The following is an 18,507-nucleotide window of genomic DNA, read 5'->3' as shown; positions in this document are numbered from 1 at the left end:
CCAGAGATGTTGTCGCGACCCGGCCTTTTCCGGGTCGGTTACTCGGCGCTTCCCCCCAGATAGGCCCGCCCGAGGGCGTCGGCTCCCAGAATGGCCTGGAGAACCAGGTCGGCATCTACCTTGAATGGCGTGTTGTGGATGGTTTCTCCGGGGGCGCAGGCCGCTTCCGCCACGGGGCGAAGTTTTGCGGCAGTGACCTCCTTCACGCCGAGCTGACCCAGTGTGATGGGAAGTCCCACGTCGCAGCAGAAATCGAGAACTTCCTGGAGCTGTTCCCGATCCGCGTCCTCGAGGACGAGCTGCGTCAGGGTTCCGAAGGCGACTTTCTCGCCGTGGTAGTAGTGGTGAGTTTCCTCGAGAACGGTAAGGCCGTTGTGGATGGCGTGGGACGCGGCAAGGCCGCCGCTCTCGAAGCCGAGTCCGGAAAGAAGGGTGTTGGCCTCCACGATACGCTCCAGAGCGGGCGTGACCGCGTGCGCGTCGCAGGCGATCTTCGCCTCCAGGCCGTACTCGATGAGAAGGTCGTAGCAGAGTCGGGCGAGTTTCATCGCCGCCTCGGTGGCGGCCCCGCCGGGCATGTTGCCCGCCTTGGTGACGTAGCAGCTCTTCGCCTCGAACCAGGTGGCGAGAGCGTCACCCATGCCGGAGACGAGGAGGCGCGCCGGGGCGTGGGCAACCACGTCCGTGTCCATGACGACGAGGTTGGGGTTTTGGGGCAGAACGAGATAGCTCTCGAAGACCCCTTCGGGGGTGTAGATCACCGAGAGAGCGCTGCAGGGGGCGTCCGTGGCGGCGATGGTGGGAATGATGGCCACGGGGAGGTGCAGCTCGTAGGCCACGGCCTTGGCCGTGTCGAGTGTCTTGCCTCCGCCGGTGCCGATGATGACGTCGGCCTTCTGTTCCTTGGCGATGCCCTTCATGCGCTCGATTTCCTGGCGGGAGCACTCGCCGCCGAAGGCTTCCTCGACGAAGGCGATGCCGTTGGCCTTGAGGCTCGCCTCGAGGTCCGCCTTCACGGCGCCCATGCCTCTTTTGCCACCCAAAATGAGGGCCTTTTTGCCGAGGAGCTTCACGTGCTCTCCGGCGCTCTTCACGGCGCCCGATCCCTGAACGTATCTGCCCGGTGCGATCATGATCTTCATTTTGCTGGACATGTTTTCACACTCCTTCTGTTTCGTACCCGGTGATTTCCCCAAGGTTCCCGTCCGTTCGGATTTCCTTCCCGGAACGGAAAGCCACAGTCACTTCCGCACTCGATGCTCCTGATCGTTGTACCAAAGAGGCAGTCTGCCTCCGTTTCTCGCCTGTTTCCTACACGACGAAGGGTGGCAGGTCCCTGTGGGGCTTGGCGATGACCACCACGTCCACAAGGAGTCCCTTTTCGGCGGCGACCCGCTCCGCGGCCTTTGCGGAGGTACGCACCTCCGAGACGTCTCCGGTGAAGCTGAAGAACGCCTTGGCGCCCATACCGCGTCCCAGGCGGATCTCCAGGAGTTTCACCTGGGCGGCCTTTGCCGCGGCATCGGCGGCCTCGACCGCAACGGGGGCGCTCATGGTCTCCACGACTCCCAGGGAGGCGATCTCCTTCACCTCCGTGGCGCTCGACAGCGCGGGAAAAATGTCCGGATGGGCGTTGGGCAGGAGCATGCTGTCGCTCACCGCTTCGCCTCCCGCTTCGAGCCCGCGGGCCAGGGCGGTCTTGACGGCGCCCACCTGGCCTCCCACGACGATGAGATATTTGCCCGGGCAGATGCTGCACGCCGAATAGAGGGAGATGTCACCTCCCTTGAGCATGGCATCCGCGGTCGCCACGCCCCGGGCCACGCTGAGCAGTTCTACGATGGCAACGGCTTTTTCCATGGTCTCTTCCGTCCTTTCCCGAGAAGCTTGTCAGGGTGTCTTGCGCTTTGCCCTTTCCGAGCTGCGTTGCAGCGAAGGGAATGCCGCTCGTGCCGAGGTCAGCGCTCAGGCTGAATCGTCACGGCCTCGGGCGACACCGCAAGGACCGTTCCGGAAAGCGAGGCGTGGATGGTCGCGCCGAGAGCTCCCTCGGGAGGCGCGCCGAGGATCTGTCCCTCTTGAACGGCCTCTCCCGGAGTAACGCAGGGTACGGCTGGAACGCCCGTGTGCTGCTTGGTGGGGATGGCAAGGGGTGTGTTCCCCACAGGAAGATCCCCCATGTAGGGAGTTTCCCTGTCGTAGGAGGCCAGTCCCAGGCGCTGTACCAGCCGCTTGCTGGGAACGAGTCGGAATGCCCGCTGGGGATGAGGCGTGATGTCCCGTTTCGGAAAGTCCGGTTTGATGCCCTGGGCCCGGAGGCTTCCTTTGAGAACCTGGTTGACCCGCCGAGGCGAAAGCCCCATGGGGCAGGCCACGAGACCGCTGCAGAGGTTGCACTCCGAACAGAGGAACGCCTGTTTCACGATCTCCGGAAGTGCCTGGGACGCGAAGGCGATGGCCCGCATGATCCGATGGGGTTCGAGACCGTGCCCGACGAGGTTCCGGGAGCAGGTGACAGTACACTGGACACAGCTGCAGCAGGCCACCTTCGCCTGTTTGAGCATCTGCTCCACGGGCATTGTCTCGTAATGGACGAGGGCGGAGGTGCGGGGTACCACGAGAAGGCCCTTGGTGGTCTTCGTGACGTTGAAATTCGTGTCGAAACGGTACTTCCCCGTCATGGGGCCGCCCTCGATGAAGACCGGATCCTTCACGATGGAGCCTCCCGCGGCGTCGAGAAGAAGCGATGCGGGAGCGCCGATCGGTACCCGCCACACGCCGGGACGCGGCACGGCACCGCCTACGGTGACGAAGGTATGGGTCACGGGAAGGCCGTCCATGGCTCCGGCGATGTTGTAGAGCGTCTCCGGATTGTTCACCACAACCCCCACCTGGAGAGGGAGTCCCGCCTCGGGGACGTGCCGTCCCAGGATCTCGTGGATCAGGATGACCTCGTCTCCAGCCGGATAGGAGTTGCCCACTTCGACGACCTCGGCACCGCAGGCCCGAAGGGCCGCGATCTGGGGAGCGTACTTCTTCTTCAGGCCGAAGACGAGCCGTGCTCCTCCGAGGGCCGCCGCCACGGCAAGCCCCGCCGCGACGAGGCGGGGTGCCTCTTCACACATGAGATGCTGGTCCACCGTGAGCAGCGGTTCGCATTCGGCGCCGTTGATGAGGTAGGTGTCGATGCCCTTCGCCTTGAGTTTCACGTGGGTGGGAAAACCGGCGCCACCGGCGCCGACGACCCCCGCCTCGTAGACCTGCTGCACGAGCCGCTCCGCTTCCATGATGAATGTCGCCTCCTAGATGATGCGGAATGCTCCGGCGAGGACACAACGCCGGGTCCGGCAGAAGGAGAGCGGCGTCGTGGGACCCTGGCCGGTGGTGGTGGCGATGGTGAACGCCGTGGGGCAGTCACCGCCGACGCCGATGGAGGCGAAGGAGGGAGCGTTTTTCGTGAAGATGGTGGTTTCCATGGCCCGGGCCATGCGGCTCATATGGGTGATGTTGGTGCTGTGGATCGCCGCGGAGTGACGGAATCCATGCTCCGCCCGGAGGGAGGCGCAGAGGGCTTCGTCGAAGTCCGCCACCCGGACCAGAGGAAGAATCGGCATGAGCAGTTCCTCCTGCACGAAGGGGTGGTCCTCGGTGGTCTCCACGAGAACGACGCGCACGTTCGCACCCACCTTGATGCCCAGTTTCTCGAGATAGTAGGGGGCTGATTTGCCCACCATGGAACGGTTCACCGAGTGATCCGGATTGAGAACGAGTTCCTGAAGCCGCTTCACGAGGTCCGGCTCCTTGACTTCGAAGGCGCCCTGGTCAAGCATGTGTTTTTTGAGTTCGTCCGCGACGCAGTTCACCACGAAGAGTTCCTTTTCGGCGATGCAGGGAAGATTGTTGTCGAAGGAGCACCCGAGGATGACATCTCGCGCGGCCTTGCGGATGTCCGCCGTCTCGTCCACCACAACGGGGGGGTTCCCCGGGCCGGCGCCGATGGCGGGTTTGCCCGACGAAAGAGCGGCCTTCACCACGCCGGGGCCGCCCGTGGCGGCGACGAGGCGCACGGTCCGGTGCGTCATGAGGGCTTTGAGGTTCTCCATGCTGGGCTGGGTGAGTGTGACCACGAGACCCTCCGGGGCTCCTCGCTTCGCCAGGGACCGTGTCACGAGTTCAACCGCCCGGAGCGAGCATTTCACCGCTCCGGGATGGGGAGCGAAGACCACGCCGTTGCCGCCGGCGATCATGCAGATGGTGTTGTTGTACACCGATGCCACGGGGTTCGTGGAGGGGGTGATGGAGGCGATGACCCCGAAGGGAGAGAGCTCCTCCAGCACAAGCCCATGGTCGCCGGAGATAGCCCGGGTGGTGAAGTATTCGGGTCCCGGGGTTTTTTCCACGGCGAGACGTTTCTTGAGAATTTTGTCGTCCAGGCGCCCCATGCCGGTTTCTTCAAGTGCCAGACGGGAGACTTCCTCAAGGGAGTCCTCCTGGAGAAGGTCCTCCCGAAGACCGTTCACGATGCGAATGCGTTGCTCAAGAGAGAAATCCCACTGCCAACTCTTTTGGGCCTTCTCACAGGCTGCCACGGCGGCATCGACGCTGTCGAAGCCGAACTGCGAGGCGCCTTCGCCGTTCGCTTCTTCCGTTCCGAGACGGGCGAGGACCTGGCGAATCACTTCCTGCATGAGTCGTTCCTTGTCTTCCACGGAAATCACCTCCGGGTCTTCCCCGTTGTCATTCGTTCTCATTCCAGGCGGCAAGAGCCGCCTCGGCGATGGCAATGTCCTGTTCGACCGAACCTCCGGAGACGCCCACGCCGCCGCAGACCTCGTCTCCCCGGCGGAGTGGGATTCCTCCACCGAAGGCGACGATGTCCGGATCACCCGTGAGGCCGTAGAGCATCGCGCCGGGTTGCACGAGAGAGGTCAACTGGGCGGTGGTCATGCGGAGTCGTACCGCTGTGCGAGCTTTTTTCGGAGCCAGGGTAAGGCTGACGGGAAGCGCTCCGTCCATGCGGAGAAAGGCCACGGGGTCTCCCGCACCGTCGCAGACGGCGAGGACCATGGGGACTCCCATCTGTTCCGCCGCGAGTTCCATGGCGGCGAGAAGCCGCTTGGCATTTTCCCGGGAGAGGGAGCTGCGGGAGCCGTTTTCCCGGGAAACCGTCTTCAGCACGTTTTTCGTGATTCGTTCCACCATTGCCTCCCTGTCCGCCGCCACGGCAAGAACGAAGAGCATGTCCGAAAGCCGGTTGAGGTAACGCATGGCATCGGGTGCGAGAATGCCCTCTCTGGCGAGAGGAAGGGCATCCCGCTCCGCCCGTCTGGAGAGCGCGCGCGCCAGATGGAGCGCTCCACCCACGGCAGTGTCCCCGGGAAAGAGAAATTCGTCGGGAACGGGATAGGCCGCGAGAAGGCGCTCGATCCACGATTCCAGCCCTGCCGCGTCGGGAACGGCCGCGTCCTTTTTGCCCCGCGCCACATAGGCCATGAGGCCGGAAATTTCACGCTGGAGGCGTTCCAAATCTTCTTTCAGGGACAGTGGAGCCAGTCCTCTCGCGAGGCCGAGGGCGGAGGTCGTCTCGTCCAGGGCGCCGTTCAAACGGATTCTCGGGTCGTCTTTGGGAACGGGAGTTCCGTCCCAGAGGCGAGTCGTGCCGCCGTCTCCGGTTCGTGTCGTGACCCGGCCCATGTCAGAGCACCTCTCGATGGTCCACGTCCACCGTGTCCACGATGCCCACGACGGCCATGTCGATGGGGGACGCGGGATCCCCAGAGGCGGTTCGGGCGGAGCTGCCCGTGCAGAGAAGCACCGTATCTCCCGTTCCGGATCCTACGAGATCGACGGCGACGGAAAAGCCGCCCTCGTCCTTGCCGGGGCGGTATCCTTCTCTTCCGGGCATGAGAAGCTGTACCACGAGGAGCTTGTGCCCCACGAGGCGGTCGTCCTTGCGGGTTGCAACGACGGATCCGACGATCTTCCCGAGTTTCATTTCACCAACCCCCCGCTCTGCAAAGCCTGGAGACAGGTGCGGATGTCCGCCACCGCTCCGATGAAAGCCACTGTGTTGATGTGCTGCGGACAGTTTCCCCAGACTTCCCGCGCCGTCACCGGGGCCGCTTTCGTGCCCAGATCGACGGCGGCAAATATTTCCGCCACTCCTCCCTGAACCAGGAGGACGGCACCCCAAGGGGAAGAGCCGTTCCGCAGCAGTTCTTTGCCCTCTTCCTCTCGAAAACCCATGCGGCGCAAAAGCATTTTTTTCGTTGTCTCGGAAGGGGAGAGGATGAGTTGATAGGTCATGACCATGGGATTATGCCTCCTCCCTGTACACTGCGATACGAAGGGCCGACAGGCGATCCGCCGCTTCCGCGGTGAGTCGCGCTCCCGGAGGAAGTGTCAGGAAGGTTTTGCCTTCCACGTGTCCGGCGAGTTCTTTCCAGGTGATCCAGAAGGGACCGTCCTTTCGCTGCCGGAGAAGGTCGTCCGGGCCGACGGAGGCCCTCGTTTCCACCGTCACCGCTGTTGCTGCCGTTTGTGAAAGCGCATTTGCCGGTGCTCCACGGAAGTCATCCGGAGAAGCGGCTTGAGTCTCCCGTCCGATCAGGGTCATGCCGAGGGATTCCAGTTCGTCGAAGGCGTTGCGGAGCCGCGCTCCCAAGGCTCCCTTCCAGGAGTGCCACGAGGCGAGGTGGTTCGTGTCGGCCACGACGGAAATCCCCTGGGCGAGACACCCTGCAACAAGGCGCGCCTCGGGTGACGCGGGAATGCCCGTGATCAGTTCCTGAAGCAGGCTCGGGCGGCATCTTGGAATGGCGAGGAGCGTGAGCGTCTTCGCCTCTTCCTCCGGGGCGTCGAGCATCGCCAGAGTGATGCAGGGACGGACCGACTCTCTGGGAAGGCATTTCGTCCCCAGATAGTGGATCCAGGTGATCTCCTCCTCGGGCATCCGGGCGGACGGAAGGGTTTCGTTCCACCAGAGAAGTCCCACCCGAGGACGGAGGAGTCGTTGCAGCACCAGTTCGACGAGGGTGTCCACGTCAACGGCCATGCTGTTCCCTCCAGAGGTTTCTGGCGATCCCCGCGGGGGTCACCAGCAGCGGATGTGGTGCCAGCGTCACCGGCTGCTCGATGATGCGCTCCATGATGGCCTCCGCGCCGGGAAAGGCCGCGCCTCCCCCCACGAGAAGAACGGGTACCTTTCCGTAGAAGCCGCTCACATCGAGATGATGGCGCACGATGGTGGCCATTTTTTCGAGGACGGGCTTGAGCATGGGCACGAGGCGGATCTGTTCGGTCTTGTTCCGCTTGAGCGTCTCCGCGGCGTCGAAGTCGAGCCCCAGCGCGCCGGACAGGACCAGCGTCATGTGCGTGCCCCCGGTGGGCTCGTCTGCGGTGTAGACCACTTTGCCCTCCCGAAGGACCGAGATGCCCGTGGTGCCGCCGCCGATATCGACGATGGCCCCCTCGGAAGTCCCCAACGCGGCAGCCGCGGCGGTGGGCTCCTCGTAAAGCCCCTTGCAGTCGAAGCCGAGGGATTCCACGATGTTGGCGCAGACCTTCGCGGTCCGCTCCGAGATTCCCGGAGGATAGGCCGCGGCACCGATGCCGGTGACGGCCCTGCCAAGTCGGTGCTGAAGACGTTCGAGGCAGGAGCGCATGCCCGTCATGGCCGCCATGTAATCCACCACCACGCCGTCGCGGATGGACGAGCGGGAGGATTCGAGGACCGCCGAGACGGGCTGTCCCTCCTCGTTGAGGGCCACAAGGACCAGGTTTGTCGTGCCCAGATCGAAGCCGAGATACAGTTTGTTCCAGGATGTCAGGGGTTCTTCCCGGAACAGTGCCTCGTCGAGGGGTGCCAGCAGGTGTTTCACAAACTGTTCGTCGTAGGGGAGGGGTACAGTCTCCGGGCAGGTTCCAAACACCGCCTCCGCCTCGGCGACCTGTGCGCTGCCTGTTGCGGCGGAAGGATTTTCGTTTCCGCCGGAGCGGCCGCAAAAAATCAGACCCCTTCCTGCCGGTTCCGGAGAGGGGGCGACGCGCCTGCCGTCTCCGAAGGAGGGGAGCATTCGCTCGAGATCCTCGCCGGGGCGGGCGATGACGGAAGAAGAGATGAAGCCGCCGACGGATCGGTTCACAGACATAGCCGCACCAGATCCCCTGTCTTGAGGCCGCAGGCATTGGCCTCGTCCACGTCCACGTGAAACTCGCTCAGGAAGCTCTCGTGCACCCGAACCCAAACCTTTCGGAACACGATGCCCCGTTCGCCTTCTACTTCCACGTCTGTTTCATCGCCGTCCTTCAGACCCAAGACCTGTGCTTCCGGCAGGGAAAGATGGACATGTCTCCAGGCGAGACCGATGCCCGAGTCGAGTACCACGCTTCCCCTGGGGCCGACGAGCAGAACCGAAGGACACGCGGCCTTGCTCCCGCTTTTGGCGAGAGGCGGGTCGATGCGGAGTTTTCTGGCATCCGAGAGGGAGAGTTCGAATTGACTGCTCTTCCTCTCGGGGCCGAGAATGCGTACGTTTTCGAGAACGCCTCCCCAGGTGACCACGTGGAGCGTCTCCTTGCAGGCGTACTGTCCTGGTTGGCGGAGGTCCCGCAGAACGGTGAGCCGGTATCCCTTTCCGAAAAGAATCTCCACGTGCTCCGGCGAGAGGTGGACATGACGATTGCTCACGCCCGCCACGACATACCCCGGACAGGAGGACGCCGTCTCAAGGGACGTTGCCGGATTCCCGTCAAGGGCTTCGATGACCTTCCGGGTCACGCGTTCGACGAGGGATCGTTCCAGCTCCATGATGGCGTCCTAATCCTTGCAGATTTCGATCTGTTCGGTCTGCGTTCCCTCGGGGGAGGGGAGAATTCCCTCGATCTCCCCGTGGGGACGGGCGATCACGTGGGTGGAGACCACTTCGCCGACGCGGGATGCCGCGGCGGTCCCGGCGTCCACGGCGGCCTTCACGGCGCCCACATCACCGCGGACCATGACGGTGACCAGTCCGCCACCGGTGAGCCGCTGTCCCACGAGGGTCACGTTGGCCGCCTTGACCATGGCGTCCGCTGCCTCCACGGAGCCCACCAGTCCGCGTGTTTCGATCATTCCGAGCGCTTCCTGGGTCATTTTCGCGCCTCCTTAGGTGTTTACCGCGTTGTCGCCTCTTCCGACGCACTTCGAAGAGGCCGATGGATGTCCCTGTCTTTCTTGCTGCGCATTGTTCACGAGAAAGGAGTGCCCTGAAGAGGGCAATTTCTATCGGTTGCGTTTGCTCTCTCGTTTCTTGCTCCGCCGCGCCGTCTCCCGCGTGCTCTCGGGCTGGGGGGATTTTACCGGTGCCTCGGAAATCTCAACCGTGTCTTCCCCATGTGGGAGAGCGGAAGAGTCCGGTTCCTCGCGCGCGTCGTCCTGTCCGTCCCCACCCGCGCCTTCCTCCGGCGTCTCCGAAGGGGCGGAAGGTTGCTGTTCCGGCTCCACGATCGACGTCCGTTCCGGAAGTCCTTTCCCGTCTCCCTGTGGAGCCGGAACGGCCTCTTCGGTCTCTGCGACGGAGGGCCGTTCTTCGGACGGAGACGGGGGAACGAAAGGGCTTTTTTTTTCTTCTTTCTCCGGCGCGGTGGAGAACGTCTCCCGGGGGCCGTGTGCCGCAACCCACTCGGAGGCGCCCTGGGTTTCCCTGTTGAAGGTGAGCACGGGACCGATGGCGGAGGCGGGACGAGGGATCACGTCCACGGACCAGACCTTGCTCACCTTTTCCGACACGGCCTTCGCCGCGGCGAGAGCGGCTTTCACGGCGCCCACGTCGCCGGCGATCTTCACCGTCACATAGCCGTATCCTTTGGAGATCTCGCGCCCCACAAGACTTACGTTCGCCGCCTTGAGAGCCGCGTCGGCAGCCGCCACCGCGGCAGCGAGACCGACGACCTCAATGAAGCCGAGGGCTGTTCGTATGTGCAGTTCACTCATGCCTGCTCACTCCTCCTCTCCTGCCTCCTGCGGACGAAGACCTCTAGGGTGCCTTGTTCAGGGTCTCGAGCACCAGTGCGACCAAGCGCCGGACCATCTCGTCCTCGGAGGGAGCGGATGTTTCCCGTTGTCCGGCGTCGTCGCCGGCAGCATTCCGGCGGAGGAGGTCCTGTGGAAAAGGATTGCCCTGGGGCGGTTTTTCCCGTTCGATTGTCGCTGTCGTTTTTCGGGTCTCTGTCTCCGCGGAATGTGGAAGGCTCTCTTCCTTTCGTTCGTCCGGAAGAGGCTGCCCTTTCGCGAGGCAAGCCGCCGCGCCTCCCAGCCAGCGGAGTGTTTTTTTCAAGGCCTTTTTCTCCGAAGCGCCGAAGGAGCCCGGACCCTGCCGGAGGATGTACGGTCCTTGTGTGTGTTTCACCAGCGTGATCGCGCATGCGTCGGAGGTGATGCCCACCCCGACTTCGAGGCGGGAGCGGAGAGCGGCTTGTCTGGAAATAACCTCCGCTGTTCCTTTCATGGTATCCCACACGAGAGGAACGCCCTCCTCTTCGCTGCCCGCTCCGACCATGATGGCAATGTCGGGGTCGAGCGAAGGGGAGAAGAGAAGCACCACCGCGGGGCGTTCACTAGGGCTTTCGCCGATGTGTCCGCACCAGGATGCCATGATTCTATGCCCCCGTCGCGGAGAGCACGAGCCCCGTGGCCACGGCGTTTCTCGGGCCTTCCTTGCCGCGGATGTTGCCCTTTCCCGCCACGACGCCCCACCGAGAGAGCCGTTCGGTGATCATGGTGGGGACCTCGAAGTCCACGGCGGAGCCGCCGACGAGAACCACGTAGTCGATGAGCCGCACGTTGTGGGCGGGCGCCACCTGTTCCAGGGCGCGCACCGCGTTGGTGACGAAGACTTCCTGTTTCGCCTTACGGCGGATGTTGCGGACCTGTTCGAGCGTGACGTTCAGACGAATGGGCTGGAGCATGTCGTTCTCGTGGATGAGCGCCACCCGGCCGAACACCTCGGGATCCAGCGGTTTGTCGAAGAAACGCACCGTTCCGTCCTCCTGGCGGATGTGAAAGACGCTCTCCACCTTGCAGAGGGGATAGCGCTTGATGGATTCCGCCAGGTCGAAGTCGTCGATGCCCAGTTCGCTCATGATGATGGTGTTCACCATGTTCCCGGCTCCGGCGAGATGGATGAGTTCCACCGTCCCGTCCTGACGCATGAAGGATGCGTCGCTGCTTCCCGCGCCGAGATCGAGAATCGCCACGGGACATTTTGTCCCCGGCGTGGTGAGGGCACCCCGGATGGCCATATCGGCCTCGACGCCGCCGATCTCCACGGTGACGCCGAGATCGGCCTCAATGGCCTTGGCGAGTTTCTGCATGGGCAGTTCCTCGGTCTTCACCATCACCGCCAGGGCGACGCCGGATTCCAGGGAGAATTCTCCCGCCACGCCCCCCACGACCTTCTGGGGAACGAGGGTGTCCACGGCGAGAAGATCCCGGATGTAGATGTCGCTCAGGGGAATGTCCGTGAGATTGGACATGGTCTTGCGGACCCGTTCCATCATGCCTCCCACGTTTGTTCCGGGCTGACCGAAGATGTTTTCCACGGGCTGGCAGGCCTTCACCATGTTCATGATGGCCTCGGCGCCCTCCTCGACGTTGACGATGCGTTTCCCCGAGGGACCGATAATGTAGAGTTCCCCCGCGGGAATGCGGCGCTCCCTCACTTCTCCGAGGGGGGTTCTGATCACCACGGCGGAGCGGTTTCCCACGAGGGCGCGGGCCACGGGAACGATCTGGCGCGTCTCCTCCGGGGAGAGGTCGAAAATCGTGGCGATGTCGTAGGGGTTGGCGAGCAGTTCCACCACTCGTCCCGGAGGAGCCACCTCGACGCAGCAGCGCATGCCCAGAGGCACGCGGTCCACCGAACTTACCTCGTCCACGATGGGAACGGGACGGGGAAGCCGGTTGGCGATGAGAACGCCGTCGTCGGCCTGGCAAATGATGGCGGCCACGTTGACGCCGCGGTTCATGGCGTCCGCTACTCCTGCGGCGGCGTGTTCGTAATCCACCGAAGCGGGAATGACGGGGACCACCACGTCACCGGAATGAACCTCTTTGAGGCGTTCAAAGGCGGTGGTGACCCCCACGCCCACGCCGACACCGCCCGGCGTGGAGGGGTTGTGGCCGATCATGGTGGATTCGGTGATGATCGTCTCCGTCACGGTCTCCATGGCCACGTCCCCGATGACGGGTGCGGCCTTGTTGAGACGGATTCGGTCGACCTTGCGAAAGTCGTCCCGTGCGAATCCCGCACGCTCCAACGCGAGACCGAGGGCTCGCCGCAATCCGGCCACGTTCTGCAGCGTTCCCTTGATGCCCGAAGTGGGCGCCAGGGCGGAGGAAAGGAAGGAGACATCCCTTCCTTCCACCCTGGCAAGGGCGACTTCCGTTGTGGCGTTTCCGATGTCGATACCGGCAATGAGCGGCACGGAAGCGAGCCCCTTCCCTGTTGTCAGTCGGAGGAGGGCAGATCGCCCCGGAGGAGCTTGCGGCGGGCGTAGACTTCCGCGGATTCCCGGACGAAGGCGGCGCAAACCTTGGCGCCGTACTTGGTCTCCAGTTCCTCCGCGATGCCCTCGAGTTCTTCCTTCGTGGAGCGGTGCGGCCGGAGAAGGTTATAGATCTCCAGAATCCGCTCGTCGGGAACCTTGGTCAGTTCCGCGGCGCGGCGCAGGTTCTGGGCGATCTGGCGTCTTCCCGCGGATTCGGCGATCTGAGCCTGCATTTCCAGTGCTTCGGGAGTGATGCGGAAATCCTCGAAGGTGGCCTTGCCGTTCTCCACGGCCTCAAGGGTAAGTTCGTTGAAAGGCGTTCCCTTGGGGCTCTTCAGGATTTCGGGCCGCTTGGAAGAAAGGGGATAGTCGGCGGCGGTGAGTTTGCCGCCCTTCGGGGCCGGCGCGGCCTTGCCGTTCATGTTCTGCAGTACCTGGCGGACGACCTCCGCCACGAGCTGTTCGTTCATCTGAGCCATATCGCCACCTCCTACCCTTCGAACGTGACCGAGAGCTCCATGGGGGCCTTGTTTCGGTCGATGAAGCGGGCCTCCTTGTTGTGCAGAAGCGCCGCGAGCCCCTGATAGCGCGGACGCGCCATGGGATCGTTCTTCGTCGGCACCGGCGTGGGCTGTTCACCCTTGGCGTACTTGGCCGCATTCTTGCCGATGGCTCGGAAGGTGAGCGGATCGAGAAGCGGCGACTGCGGGAAGAGTTCCAGGTTCGAAAGCGGGTTCAGGTCTTTCTGGTGGATGATCGACGTTCCTCTGGAGAGGACGCCGATGCCGATGCCCGAACCGGAGAGCTTCGCCGCCTGGTGCGCCATGAAGGCCACGTCGACGGTGTGGTAGACGCGGATGACCCGCACCCGAAGTCCCTCTTCCTCGATGCCCGCAAAGATCTGGCGGAGGACTTCCGCGTGCGGTACGTCGACGATGGTCTTCGTGAACGTCGTTCCGAAGGCGGGTGTCACGGCTACGACGACTTCTCTCGGATCGGTTCCCCGTGCGGCCTTGCCCTTCTCGGCGAACACGATTCCGGAAACTTCGGCCTCGGGAGCGGAGGACGGAGCAGGGGCGCCGTTCATGACCTCGGCGAGCACTTCAGCGATGACCTTCTGGATCAGTTCCTGGCTGAGCTGCATGGATGAGTTCCCCCCTTCTCCCTAGATGTCCTCGGGATTGACGGCCCAAGGAATGGCCTTGATCTCGTTCCAGCGTTCCTCGGACATTTGGTATCCCGTGCCGGGGCCCTGGTAGGTGTTCGGATCGTTTACGGCGCTGTAGACGGTGCCGTCCGAGGCGATCCATGCGGAAGTCTGGAGGTAGTCGCCGGAGACACGCTGTTTCATCATCATGACGAGAGAGGCGGCGATGTCCCGGAAACCTCTCTTGGCGAGGGCCTTGGCGACGTCGATGCCGGTGATCCCTTCCTTCATGAGGCGTTCGGCGGCCTTCAGATCCTCAGGAACGTTGCGGGTTCCCACGTCCTTGCTGCCGTTGGCGTAGGTGGCGAGTTCGACTTCCTCGTCGGTGATGGGCGGGAAGCCGAATTCCTCGAAGACGGCCTGCATGGCCCGGGCGGCCTTGTTGCGGGCGGCGATGACCTCATCCTCCGAGACGGGCTTCAGGCCGCCGTCCACGCGGAAGTCGCGCTGCAGGGCGAGGTAATCGTCCACGTCCTCGATGTCCCAGTTGGAGCCTGCGAACATGTTGTCGTAGTTGGGCACGGCGGAGTAGCCGGAGAAGATGAGGTCCGTGCCCGGGAAGAACTGGGGAATGGTACGAGCCACACGGCGCAGATCGGAGTGGGAGAAGGTCTGGTCGTTGCCGGAGGCGACTTCCAGGTCGAGCGCCATGGTGATGAGGTTTTCCGCGGCGATGGCCCGGATGCCCGAGGGAACTGCGCCGGGAACGCCGATGCAGGAGATGGAGCCGTTCTGGAGTCCCTGGACGCCGGCGCCCTTGGTGATCATGACGCACCGCGCTTCGAGATAGAGCATGCTCCGCCCCTCGGCGGCGCCCATCTGCACTTCGCTTCCCGTACCGCTGGTGAACCGCATCTTCAAGCCGCGGCTCGCGTAGGCGGAGGCGAGGAAGGACTTGGACCAGGGTGTGTCGTCTCCGTCCACGAAGACGCTCTCCGTTCCGTAGACCGACACGGTTTCCGCATAGGCGGTGAGACCCCGCATACCGATCTGAAGCTCGAAAGCCTCTTCCAGGGCGTCCTGAGAAAGGGTTCCGGGGCGTCCCACCTGGCCTCCGATGAGGAGTGCCAGTGCGTTGAAGGGCGCGTAGCGAACCACGCCGACGGTGGTCTCGATCTCGACGAAGCCCCGAAGAGCGGCTTCCGCGGCGTCCGCGGCGAGAAGCACGGGATGGTCCTTCGCACTCGTCACGTGAGCCTGGTTGGCGGGAGTCTGACGGCAGCGCATCTTCTGCATGGCCATCATGATCTCCACGATGTTCATCTCCGCCATGACGCCCGCGAGCTTCGCCGGGGTCAGGGCGCCGAAGAGCCGGCGCACCTCGTCGCGCGGCACGTTGATGTCCACGAGCATTCTTGCCAGTTCGAGGCAGCTCTTGGACATGGCCTCCTCGGCCACGGACGCATCAATGGCGTAATCCGCGACGAACTGTTCGATCATGTCGAAGTTCGCCCGGGTCTTTCCGTCCATCTCGACGACCTTGCCGTTCTGGACCTTGATGGACGGCTTGGGATCGTTGGGGCTCCCCATTGCGATGAGTCCCACATCGATCCATTCGCCGATGAATCCGTCCTTGTGGACGGGACGATTCTCAAGCACTTCGAAACGTTTACTTCTTTTCTGCTGAGCCACCCGCGTCACCCCCTCGTTGGATTCGTCCTCAGCCTAGATGTACGGAACGGTGAGGGACTTGGGCTTGGTTCCGAGGGAGTGAAGGAGCTTGACTCCCACTTCGCGGGCGGAGATGATGGACTGCCGCACCGCACCGGAATCACCCGTGACCATGATGAACGCTTCGTTCGTGAGGCTCGTGCCCTTGCTGGGGGAACAGTAGGCGAAGGGATCGATCTCGGCTGCCTTCAGGGCGGTGTCGGAGATGACCACGCCGATACCGGCGGGAGCGCCGAGGATGAGCCCGAAGGCCTTGCCCAGAGGAGCACCCAGGGCCTTGTTGAGGCAGTAGCTCGCCCGGGCGGTGTACTGCAGTTCCAGGTATCCCACGTCGTTGGCCCACACGTCGCCGAAATAGGTGTCCAGGTTGCCCAGGGTCACTTCGACGGCGCGACGGGCGTCGGAGACATCCTCGGCGCCGAAGACGATGAGGCAGCCGTGGCCGCAGCCGCCCTCGGTGTCACGGGGCAGTTCCACGGAGACGATCTCCGTGTTGGTGGCCTTCACGGCCTCGTCGGCGGCCATGAGCTGGGGGCCTGCACCGACGCGGTCGGAGATGATCCCGATGGAGCGATACTTCTTGTCGATGCCCATCTTTTCGTGGAGGCGGGGCTCCACGTTGGCGATGACGAGCCCGAGGGTGTGCCCCATGCCGGTCCCGATGAACTCGGTGACCGCGGCGGGCACGCAGACGGCGTCGTTCGCAGGCGCCTCCTTGGGGATCTCGGGAGCGAGGCGCTTCATGACTTCGTCCATGACCTTCTTCATGACGTCCTGTTCTGCCATTGTCTACACCTCCTCGGGCTACCCGATTTTGGGCAGGATCTTTTCCGTGTCCGCATGCGGCCTGGGGATGACGTGAATGGAAACGATCTCACCCACGCGCTTGGCCGCCGCCGCGCCCGCATCCACTGCGGCCTTGACGGCGCCCACATCGCCCCGAACCATAACGGTCACGTAGCCCGATCCGATCTTCTCGTAGCCGATGAGGTGCACATTGGCGGCCTTCACCATGGCGTCGGCGGCCTCGATGGCTCCCACAAGTCCTCGTGTTTCAATCAATCCCAGCGCTTCTCCGTTCATGCACGGAACACCTCCCTAGACATGCGTTCAATGGAAGACTTCAGGCGATCCATTCCCTCTCCGGTCACTGGCGAGCAGTCGACCACCTCCCTCGCTCCCGCGCTTCGCAGGCGTTCCTTCGCTCTCTCCCGTTCCTCGGGAGTGCTCACGTCCACTTTCGTCACCACTCCCAGGACCGGAGCCCGGAACGCCTGGGCCATCCTGGAAGGAAACCGCACGTTTCCCGTCGGGTCCGCTACGAAAAGCACCAACGCCGCCTTGGGGGCATTCATCAGAAGGACGGAATAATAGCGCGGATTCTCGAGCATCTCCCCGGGCGTATCAATGGACCGGGACGTGTAGGAGACCATCTCGGTCTTGCCGCCGTGCTTCTGTTCCATCAGGCCGAGAGCGGTCAAAAGCGTCGTCTTTCCCGCGCCGCTGGGGCCGACGACCATGATGCGCCGCGGTTCTCCGCGTTTTTCTCCCTGGGACACGGCGCACGAAAAAAGCCGTTATGTTCTGGTGATCGGCGCGGGGACGAATCCAAGCACCGATTCCAGCGTCATAACGGCTCCCTTGAGAGCGGTCTCCACCGCGGTCACTTCTCCGGTGAACATGAGACATCCGGTGAAACGATCCACGAACTCCACATGAATGTTGGCGGCTTTTGTGGCGGCATCGCCGGCGATGATGGCGCCCTCTCCCGGCGTAATGGTCATGATGCCCACCGCACCGGGCTGATCCACGCCAAGGCGCTCGCAGAAATCCCGTCTTGGATTCCGGATGATGTGGGCCAGCGTGATCTGTTTTCCGGGCACGTACTCCTGGACGATGCGCTGCTTCGTCTCCGTCACGGACATGTCCCCCTCACCCTTCGCGCTCTCCACCGCTGAAGATTGCGAGTCGTTCCGGAGTTCCCTCCGGATACTGGTGCCTCTCTTTTCTATCCAATCGAGGGGGAAGGCGCATCCACCTCATGGTCGGTCTTTTTGAGCGGATTGCCGATGCGAAAAGACGAAGCAAAAGTGAAAAGAGTGAGTCATGATTGGCGGATTTCGTTTTTTTGCTCCGAAGGGGGGAAGTGGGACGTGTCCGCGGGTGTGGAACAACGCATTCCGGGGCGCGTCGTCGTGGTGTTCGGAAACCGGAAAAACGGAAACGACAAAGATGGAGCGCATGCCGTCGTCGCGCTCCGAAGGGGGGAAGTATTTTCGTTTTTTTGCGGCACGTCCTGTTCGTGGGGCTCTTGCGCCATCCGCCGGGGAGGCGGTCTTTCTCGGCGGTGTGTGGAGTCGCCTCAGCCGTTGCGCACGGAGACGATGTTCGGAATCTCCCTGGTTACGTGGAGGCCGATCTCGTAATCCACGTCGAAGATCTGGTAGGAGGGGGCGGAAAGCCAATGCCGGAGGCGGTCGTAGAGAAGGTCCGCCTCCTCGGGTGTTCCCTCGAAGATCACCATGTCGGGGTGGCGCTTGAGGAGCCACTCCTTGTTCACTCTCCGCAGAAAATCATAGAACCAGAAGGTGTTGAGGAGAGGAATCTGAACGACCCCCTCGTTGATCCACCCCACGATGCGGGCAACGACGCTGCCGTCCTTGAGCACCTTGTCGAGGCGTTCCACGTTCTGTACGTCCACCATGATGGAGCCGCGTTTGATCCAGGCCATGCCGTCTCCCTCCCGACCGTATGTCGGCGACAATGATACCACGCTTTTTTCGGGCCGAACGCGATCTGTTCGCGACGCATTTTCGGAAAAATGACGAGATGGACCCCGAGAGTGATCTCGCGTTCCGAGAACCGGATTCGCCTCCGGAAGGGTCGATGCGGCGGCGGCCTCCGTCGTGTTTGTCCCTGTTGCGGAGGTGTTTGCAACACGGGTGTTGCGAGGTGTTGAAGGGAGTTGGAAAGGGTGAATGAAGAAGTGGAGACGCTTTAATTGTATGCATTGATCTTGACAGAACAGTTCTTCATCGTCTATTCTTAATATCTGAAGAAGCGAGACTTTGTACACGTCATAATCGTTCTGTGCCTCATTT

Annotated in this window: 22 protein-coding genes; all 22 read right to left on the bottom strand. The window is 63.0% G+C overall.

Features of this window, described 5'->3' with window-relative positions; genetic code table 11:
• Nucleotides 1–38: 38 nt before the first annotated feature.
• On the bottom strand, nt 39–1,154 hold the full coding sequence (locus K349_RS0102295) for a glycerol dehydrogenase (RefSeq protein WP_026368272.1): 1,116 nt from the start codon (nt 1,152–1,154) through the stop codon (nt 39–41).
• 157 nt (nt 1,155–1,311) lie between these two features.
• Nucleotides 1,312–1,860, bottom strand: a complete 549-nt coding sequence (locus K349_RS0102285) for a BMC domain-containing protein (RefSeq protein WP_026368271.1) — start codon at nt 1,858–1,860, stop codon at nt 1,312–1,314.
• A gap of 98 nt (nt 1,861–1,958) precedes the next feature.
• The gene (locus K349_RS0102280) at nt 1,959–3,287 is read right to left on the bottom strand and encodes a 4Fe-4S dicluster domain-containing protein (protein ID WP_026368270.1); all 1,329 of its coding nucleotides are present in this window, start codon (nt 3,285–3,287) and stop codon (nt 1,959–1,961) included.
• 15 nt (nt 3,288–3,302) lie between these two features.
• The gene (locus K349_RS0102275) at nt 3,303–4,709 is read right to left on the bottom strand and encodes an aldehyde dehydrogenase family protein (RefSeq protein WP_338022288.1); all 1,407 of its coding nucleotides are present in this window, start codon (nt 4,707–4,709) and stop codon (nt 3,303–3,305) included.
• Between the two features lie 28 nt (nt 4,710–4,737).
• Nucleotides 4,738–5,694: a cob(I)yrinic acid a,c-diamide adenosyltransferase gene (locus tag K349_RS0102270; RefSeq protein WP_026368268.1), complete on the bottom strand. Its 957-nt coding sequence runs from the start codon at nt 5,692–5,694 to the stop codon at nt 4,738–4,740.
• Between the two features lies 1 nt (nt 5,695).
• Entirely contained in the window at nt 5,696–5,995 is a 300-nt protein-coding gene (locus K349_RS0102265; RefSeq protein WP_026368267.1) for a EutN/CcmL family microcompartment protein, read from the bottom strand.
• Entirely contained in the window at nt 5,992–6,312 is a 321-nt protein-coding gene (locus K349_RS0102260; protein ID WP_026368266.1) for a microcompartment protein, read from the bottom strand. The genes K349_RS0102265 and K349_RS0102260 overlap by 4 nt, the downstream gene beginning before the upstream one ends.
• A 4-nt stretch (nt 6,313–6,316) precedes the next feature.
• On the bottom strand, nt 6,317–7,054 hold the full coding sequence (locus K349_RS0102255) for a hypothetical protein (protein ID WP_026368265.1): 738 nt from the start codon (nt 7,052–7,054) through the stop codon (nt 6,317–6,319).
• Entirely contained in the window at nt 7,044–8,150 is a 1,107-nt protein-coding gene (eutJ, locus tag K349_RS16125; RefSeq protein ID WP_026368264.1) for an ethanolamine utilization protein EutJ, read from the bottom strand. Before eutJ ends, K349_RS0102255 begins: the two co-directional genes overlap by 11 nt.
• Nucleotides 8,141–8,809: a PduL/EutD family phosphate acyltransferase gene (locus K349_RS0102245; RefSeq protein ID WP_084460137.1), complete on the bottom strand. Its 669-nt coding sequence runs from the start codon at nt 8,807–8,809 to the stop codon at nt 8,141–8,143. The genes eutJ and K349_RS0102245 overlap by 10 nt, the downstream gene beginning before the upstream one ends.
• Before the next feature lie 9 nt (nt 8,810–8,818).
• On the bottom strand, nt 8,819–9,133 hold the full coding sequence (locus tag K349_RS0102240; protein ID WP_026368262.1) for a BMC domain-containing protein: 315 nt from the start codon (nt 9,131–9,133) through the stop codon (nt 8,819–8,821).
• 129 nt (nt 9,134–9,262) lie between these two features.
• Nucleotides 9,263–9,973: a BMC domain-containing protein gene (locus K349_RS19825; RefSeq protein ID WP_026368261.1), complete on the bottom strand. Its 711-nt coding sequence runs from the start codon at nt 9,971–9,973 to the stop codon at nt 9,263–9,265.
• Between the two features lie 43 nt (nt 9,974–10,016).
• Nucleotides 10,017–10,634, bottom strand: a complete 618-nt coding sequence (locus K349_RS17690; RefSeq protein ID WP_026368260.1) for a glycerol dehydratase reactivase beta/small subunit family protein — start codon at nt 10,632–10,634, stop codon at nt 10,017–10,019.
• A gap of 4 nt (nt 10,635–10,638) precedes the next feature.
• A complete protein-coding gene (locus K349_RS0102225) occupies nt 10,639–12,465 on the bottom strand; it encodes a diol dehydratase reactivase subunit alpha (protein ID WP_026368259.1) in 1,827 nt (608 codons plus the stop codon).
• A 23-nt stretch (nt 12,466–12,488) separates the two neighbouring features.
• Nucleotides 12,489–13,007 (bottom strand): diol dehydratase small subunit, encoded by a 519-nt coding sequence (locus K349_RS0102220; protein WP_026368258.1) that lies wholly within the window; start codon nt 13,005–13,007, stop codon nt 12,489–12,491.
• An 11-nt stretch (nt 13,008–13,018) separates the two neighbouring features.
• On the bottom strand, nt 13,019–13,672 hold the full coding sequence (locus K349_RS0102215; RefSeq protein WP_026368257.1) for a propanediol/glycerol family dehydratase medium subunit: 654 nt from the start codon (nt 13,670–13,672) through the stop codon (nt 13,019–13,021).
• A gap of 21 nt (nt 13,673–13,693) precedes the next feature.
• Entirely contained in the window at nt 13,694–15,367 is a 1,674-nt protein-coding gene (locus K349_RS0102210; RefSeq protein WP_026368256.1) for a propanediol/glycerol family dehydratase large subunit, read from the bottom strand.
• A 33-nt stretch (nt 15,368–15,400) separates the two neighbouring features.
• Nucleotides 15,401–16,192 carry a propanediol utilization microcompartment protein PduB gene (gene pduB, locus K349_RS0102205; protein WP_026368255.1) on the bottom strand — a complete coding sequence of 264 codons (792 nt, stop codon included), beginning with the start codon at nt 16,190–16,192 and terminating at the stop codon, nt 15,401–15,403.
• A gap of 18 nt (nt 16,193–16,210) precedes the next feature.
• Entirely contained in the window at nt 16,211–16,489 is a 279-nt protein-coding gene (locus K349_RS0102200; RefSeq protein WP_026368254.1) for a BMC domain-containing protein, read from the bottom strand.
• Nucleotides 16,486–16,926, bottom strand: coding sequence for a EutP/PduV family microcompartment system protein (locus K349_RS0102195; protein WP_034264169.1), 441 nt, complete (start codon nt 16,924–16,926; stop codon nt 16,486–16,488). The genes K349_RS0102200 and K349_RS0102195 overlap by 4 nt, the downstream gene beginning before the upstream one ends.
• A gap of 57 nt (nt 16,927–16,983) precedes the next feature.
• A complete protein-coding gene (locus tag K349_RS0102190) occupies nt 16,984–17,331 on the bottom strand; it encodes a BMC domain-containing protein (RefSeq protein ID WP_034264519.1) in 348 nt (115 codons plus the stop codon).
• 437 nt (nt 17,332–17,768) lie between these two features.
• Nucleotides 17,769–18,137, bottom strand: coding sequence for a hypothetical protein (locus K349_RS0102185; RefSeq protein ID WP_026368251.1), 369 nt, complete (start codon nt 18,135–18,137; stop codon nt 17,769–17,771).
• Nucleotides 18,138–18,507: the final 370 nt, after the last annotated feature.

It is taken from the genome of Aminiphilus circumscriptus DSM 16581 (assembly GCF_000526375.1).
In the GTDB taxonomy this organism is placed as follows: Bacteria; Synergistota; Synergistia; order Synergistales; family Aminiphilaceae; genus Aminiphilus; species Aminiphilus circumscriptus.
The sequence above is the reverse complement of the archived record's forward strand: the minus strand, read 5'-3'. Positions and strand labels throughout refer to the sequence as shown.

What these genes read in the sequence shown, in the direction of transcription:
- K349_RS0102255 (WP_026368265.1), bottom strand. Translation starts at nt 7,054, where the DNA reads ATGGCCGTTGACGTGGACACCCTCGTCGAACTGGTGCTGCAACGACTC.
- K349_RS17690 (WP_026368260.1), bottom strand. Translation starts at nt 10,634, where the DNA reads ATGGCATCCTGGTGCGGACACATCGGCGAAAGCCCTAGTGAACGCCCC.
- K349_RS0102190 (WP_034264519.1), bottom strand. Translation starts at nt 17,331, where the DNA reads ATGTCCGTGACGGAGACGAAGCAGCGCATCGTCCAGGAGTACGTGCCC.
- K349_RS0102285 (WP_026368271.1), bottom strand. Translation starts at nt 1,860, where the DNA reads ATGGAAAAAGCCGTTGCCATCGTAGAACTGCTCAGCGTGGCCCGGGGC.
- K349_RS19825 (WP_026368261.1), bottom strand. Translation starts at nt 9,973, where the DNA reads ATGAGTGAACTGCACATACGAACAGCCCTCGGCTTCATTGAGGTCGTC.
- K349_RS0102295 (WP_026368272.1), bottom strand. Translation starts at nt 1,154, where the DNA reads ATGTCCAGCAAAATGAAGATCATGATCGCACCGGGCAGATACGTTCAG.
- eutJ (WP_026368264.1), bottom strand. Translation starts at nt 8,150, where the DNA reads ATGTCTGTGAACCGATCCGTCGGCGGCTTCATCTCTTCTTCCGTCATC.
- K349_RS0102220 (WP_026368258.1), bottom strand. Translation starts at nt 13,007, where the DNA reads ATGGCTCAGATGAACGAACAGCTCGTGGCGGAGGTCGTCCGCCAGGTA.
- pduB (WP_026368255.1), bottom strand. Translation starts at nt 16,192, where the DNA reads ATGGCAGAACAGGACGTCATGAAGAAGGTCATGGACGAAGTCATGAAG.
- K349_RS0102270 (WP_026368268.1), bottom strand. Translation starts at nt 5,694, where the DNA reads ATGGGCCGGGTCACGACACGAACCGGAGACGGCGGCACGACTCGCCTC.
- K349_RS0102265 (WP_026368267.1), bottom strand. Translation starts at nt 5,995, where the DNA reads ATGAAACTCGGGAAGATCGTCGGATCCGTCGTTGCAACCCGCAAGGAC.
- K349_RS0102280 (WP_026368270.1), bottom strand. Translation starts at nt 3,287, where the DNA reads ATGGAAGCGGAGCGGCTCGTGCAGCAGGTCTACGAGGCGGGGGTCGTC.
- K349_RS0102245 (WP_084460137.1), bottom strand. Translation starts at nt 8,809, where the DNA reads ATGGAGCTGGAACGATCCCTCGTCGAACGCGTGACCCGGAAGGTCATC.
- K349_RS0102260 (WP_026368266.1), bottom strand. Translation starts at nt 6,312, where the DNA reads ATGGTCATGACCTATCAACTCATCCTCTCCCCTTCCGAGACAACGAAA.
- K349_RS0102215 (WP_026368257.1), bottom strand. Translation starts at nt 13,672, where the DNA reads ATGCAGCTCAGCCAGGAACTGATCCAGAAGGTCATCGCTGAAGTGCTC.
- K349_RS0102240 (WP_026368262.1), bottom strand. Translation starts at nt 9,133, where the DNA reads ATGACCCAGGAAGCGCTCGGAATGATCGAAACACGCGGACTGGTGGGC.
- K349_RS0102195 (WP_034264169.1), bottom strand. Translation starts at nt 16,926, where the DNA reads ATGGTCGTCGGCCCCAGCGGCGCGGGAAAGACGACGCTTTTGACCGCT.
- K349_RS0102185 (WP_026368251.1), bottom strand. Translation starts at nt 18,137, where the DNA reads ATGGCCTGGATCAAACGCGGCTCCATCATGGTGGACGTACAGAACGTG.
- K349_RS0102200 (WP_026368254.1), bottom strand. Translation starts at nt 16,489, where the DNA reads ATGAACGGAGAAGCGCTGGGATTGATTGAAACACGAGGACTTGTGGGA.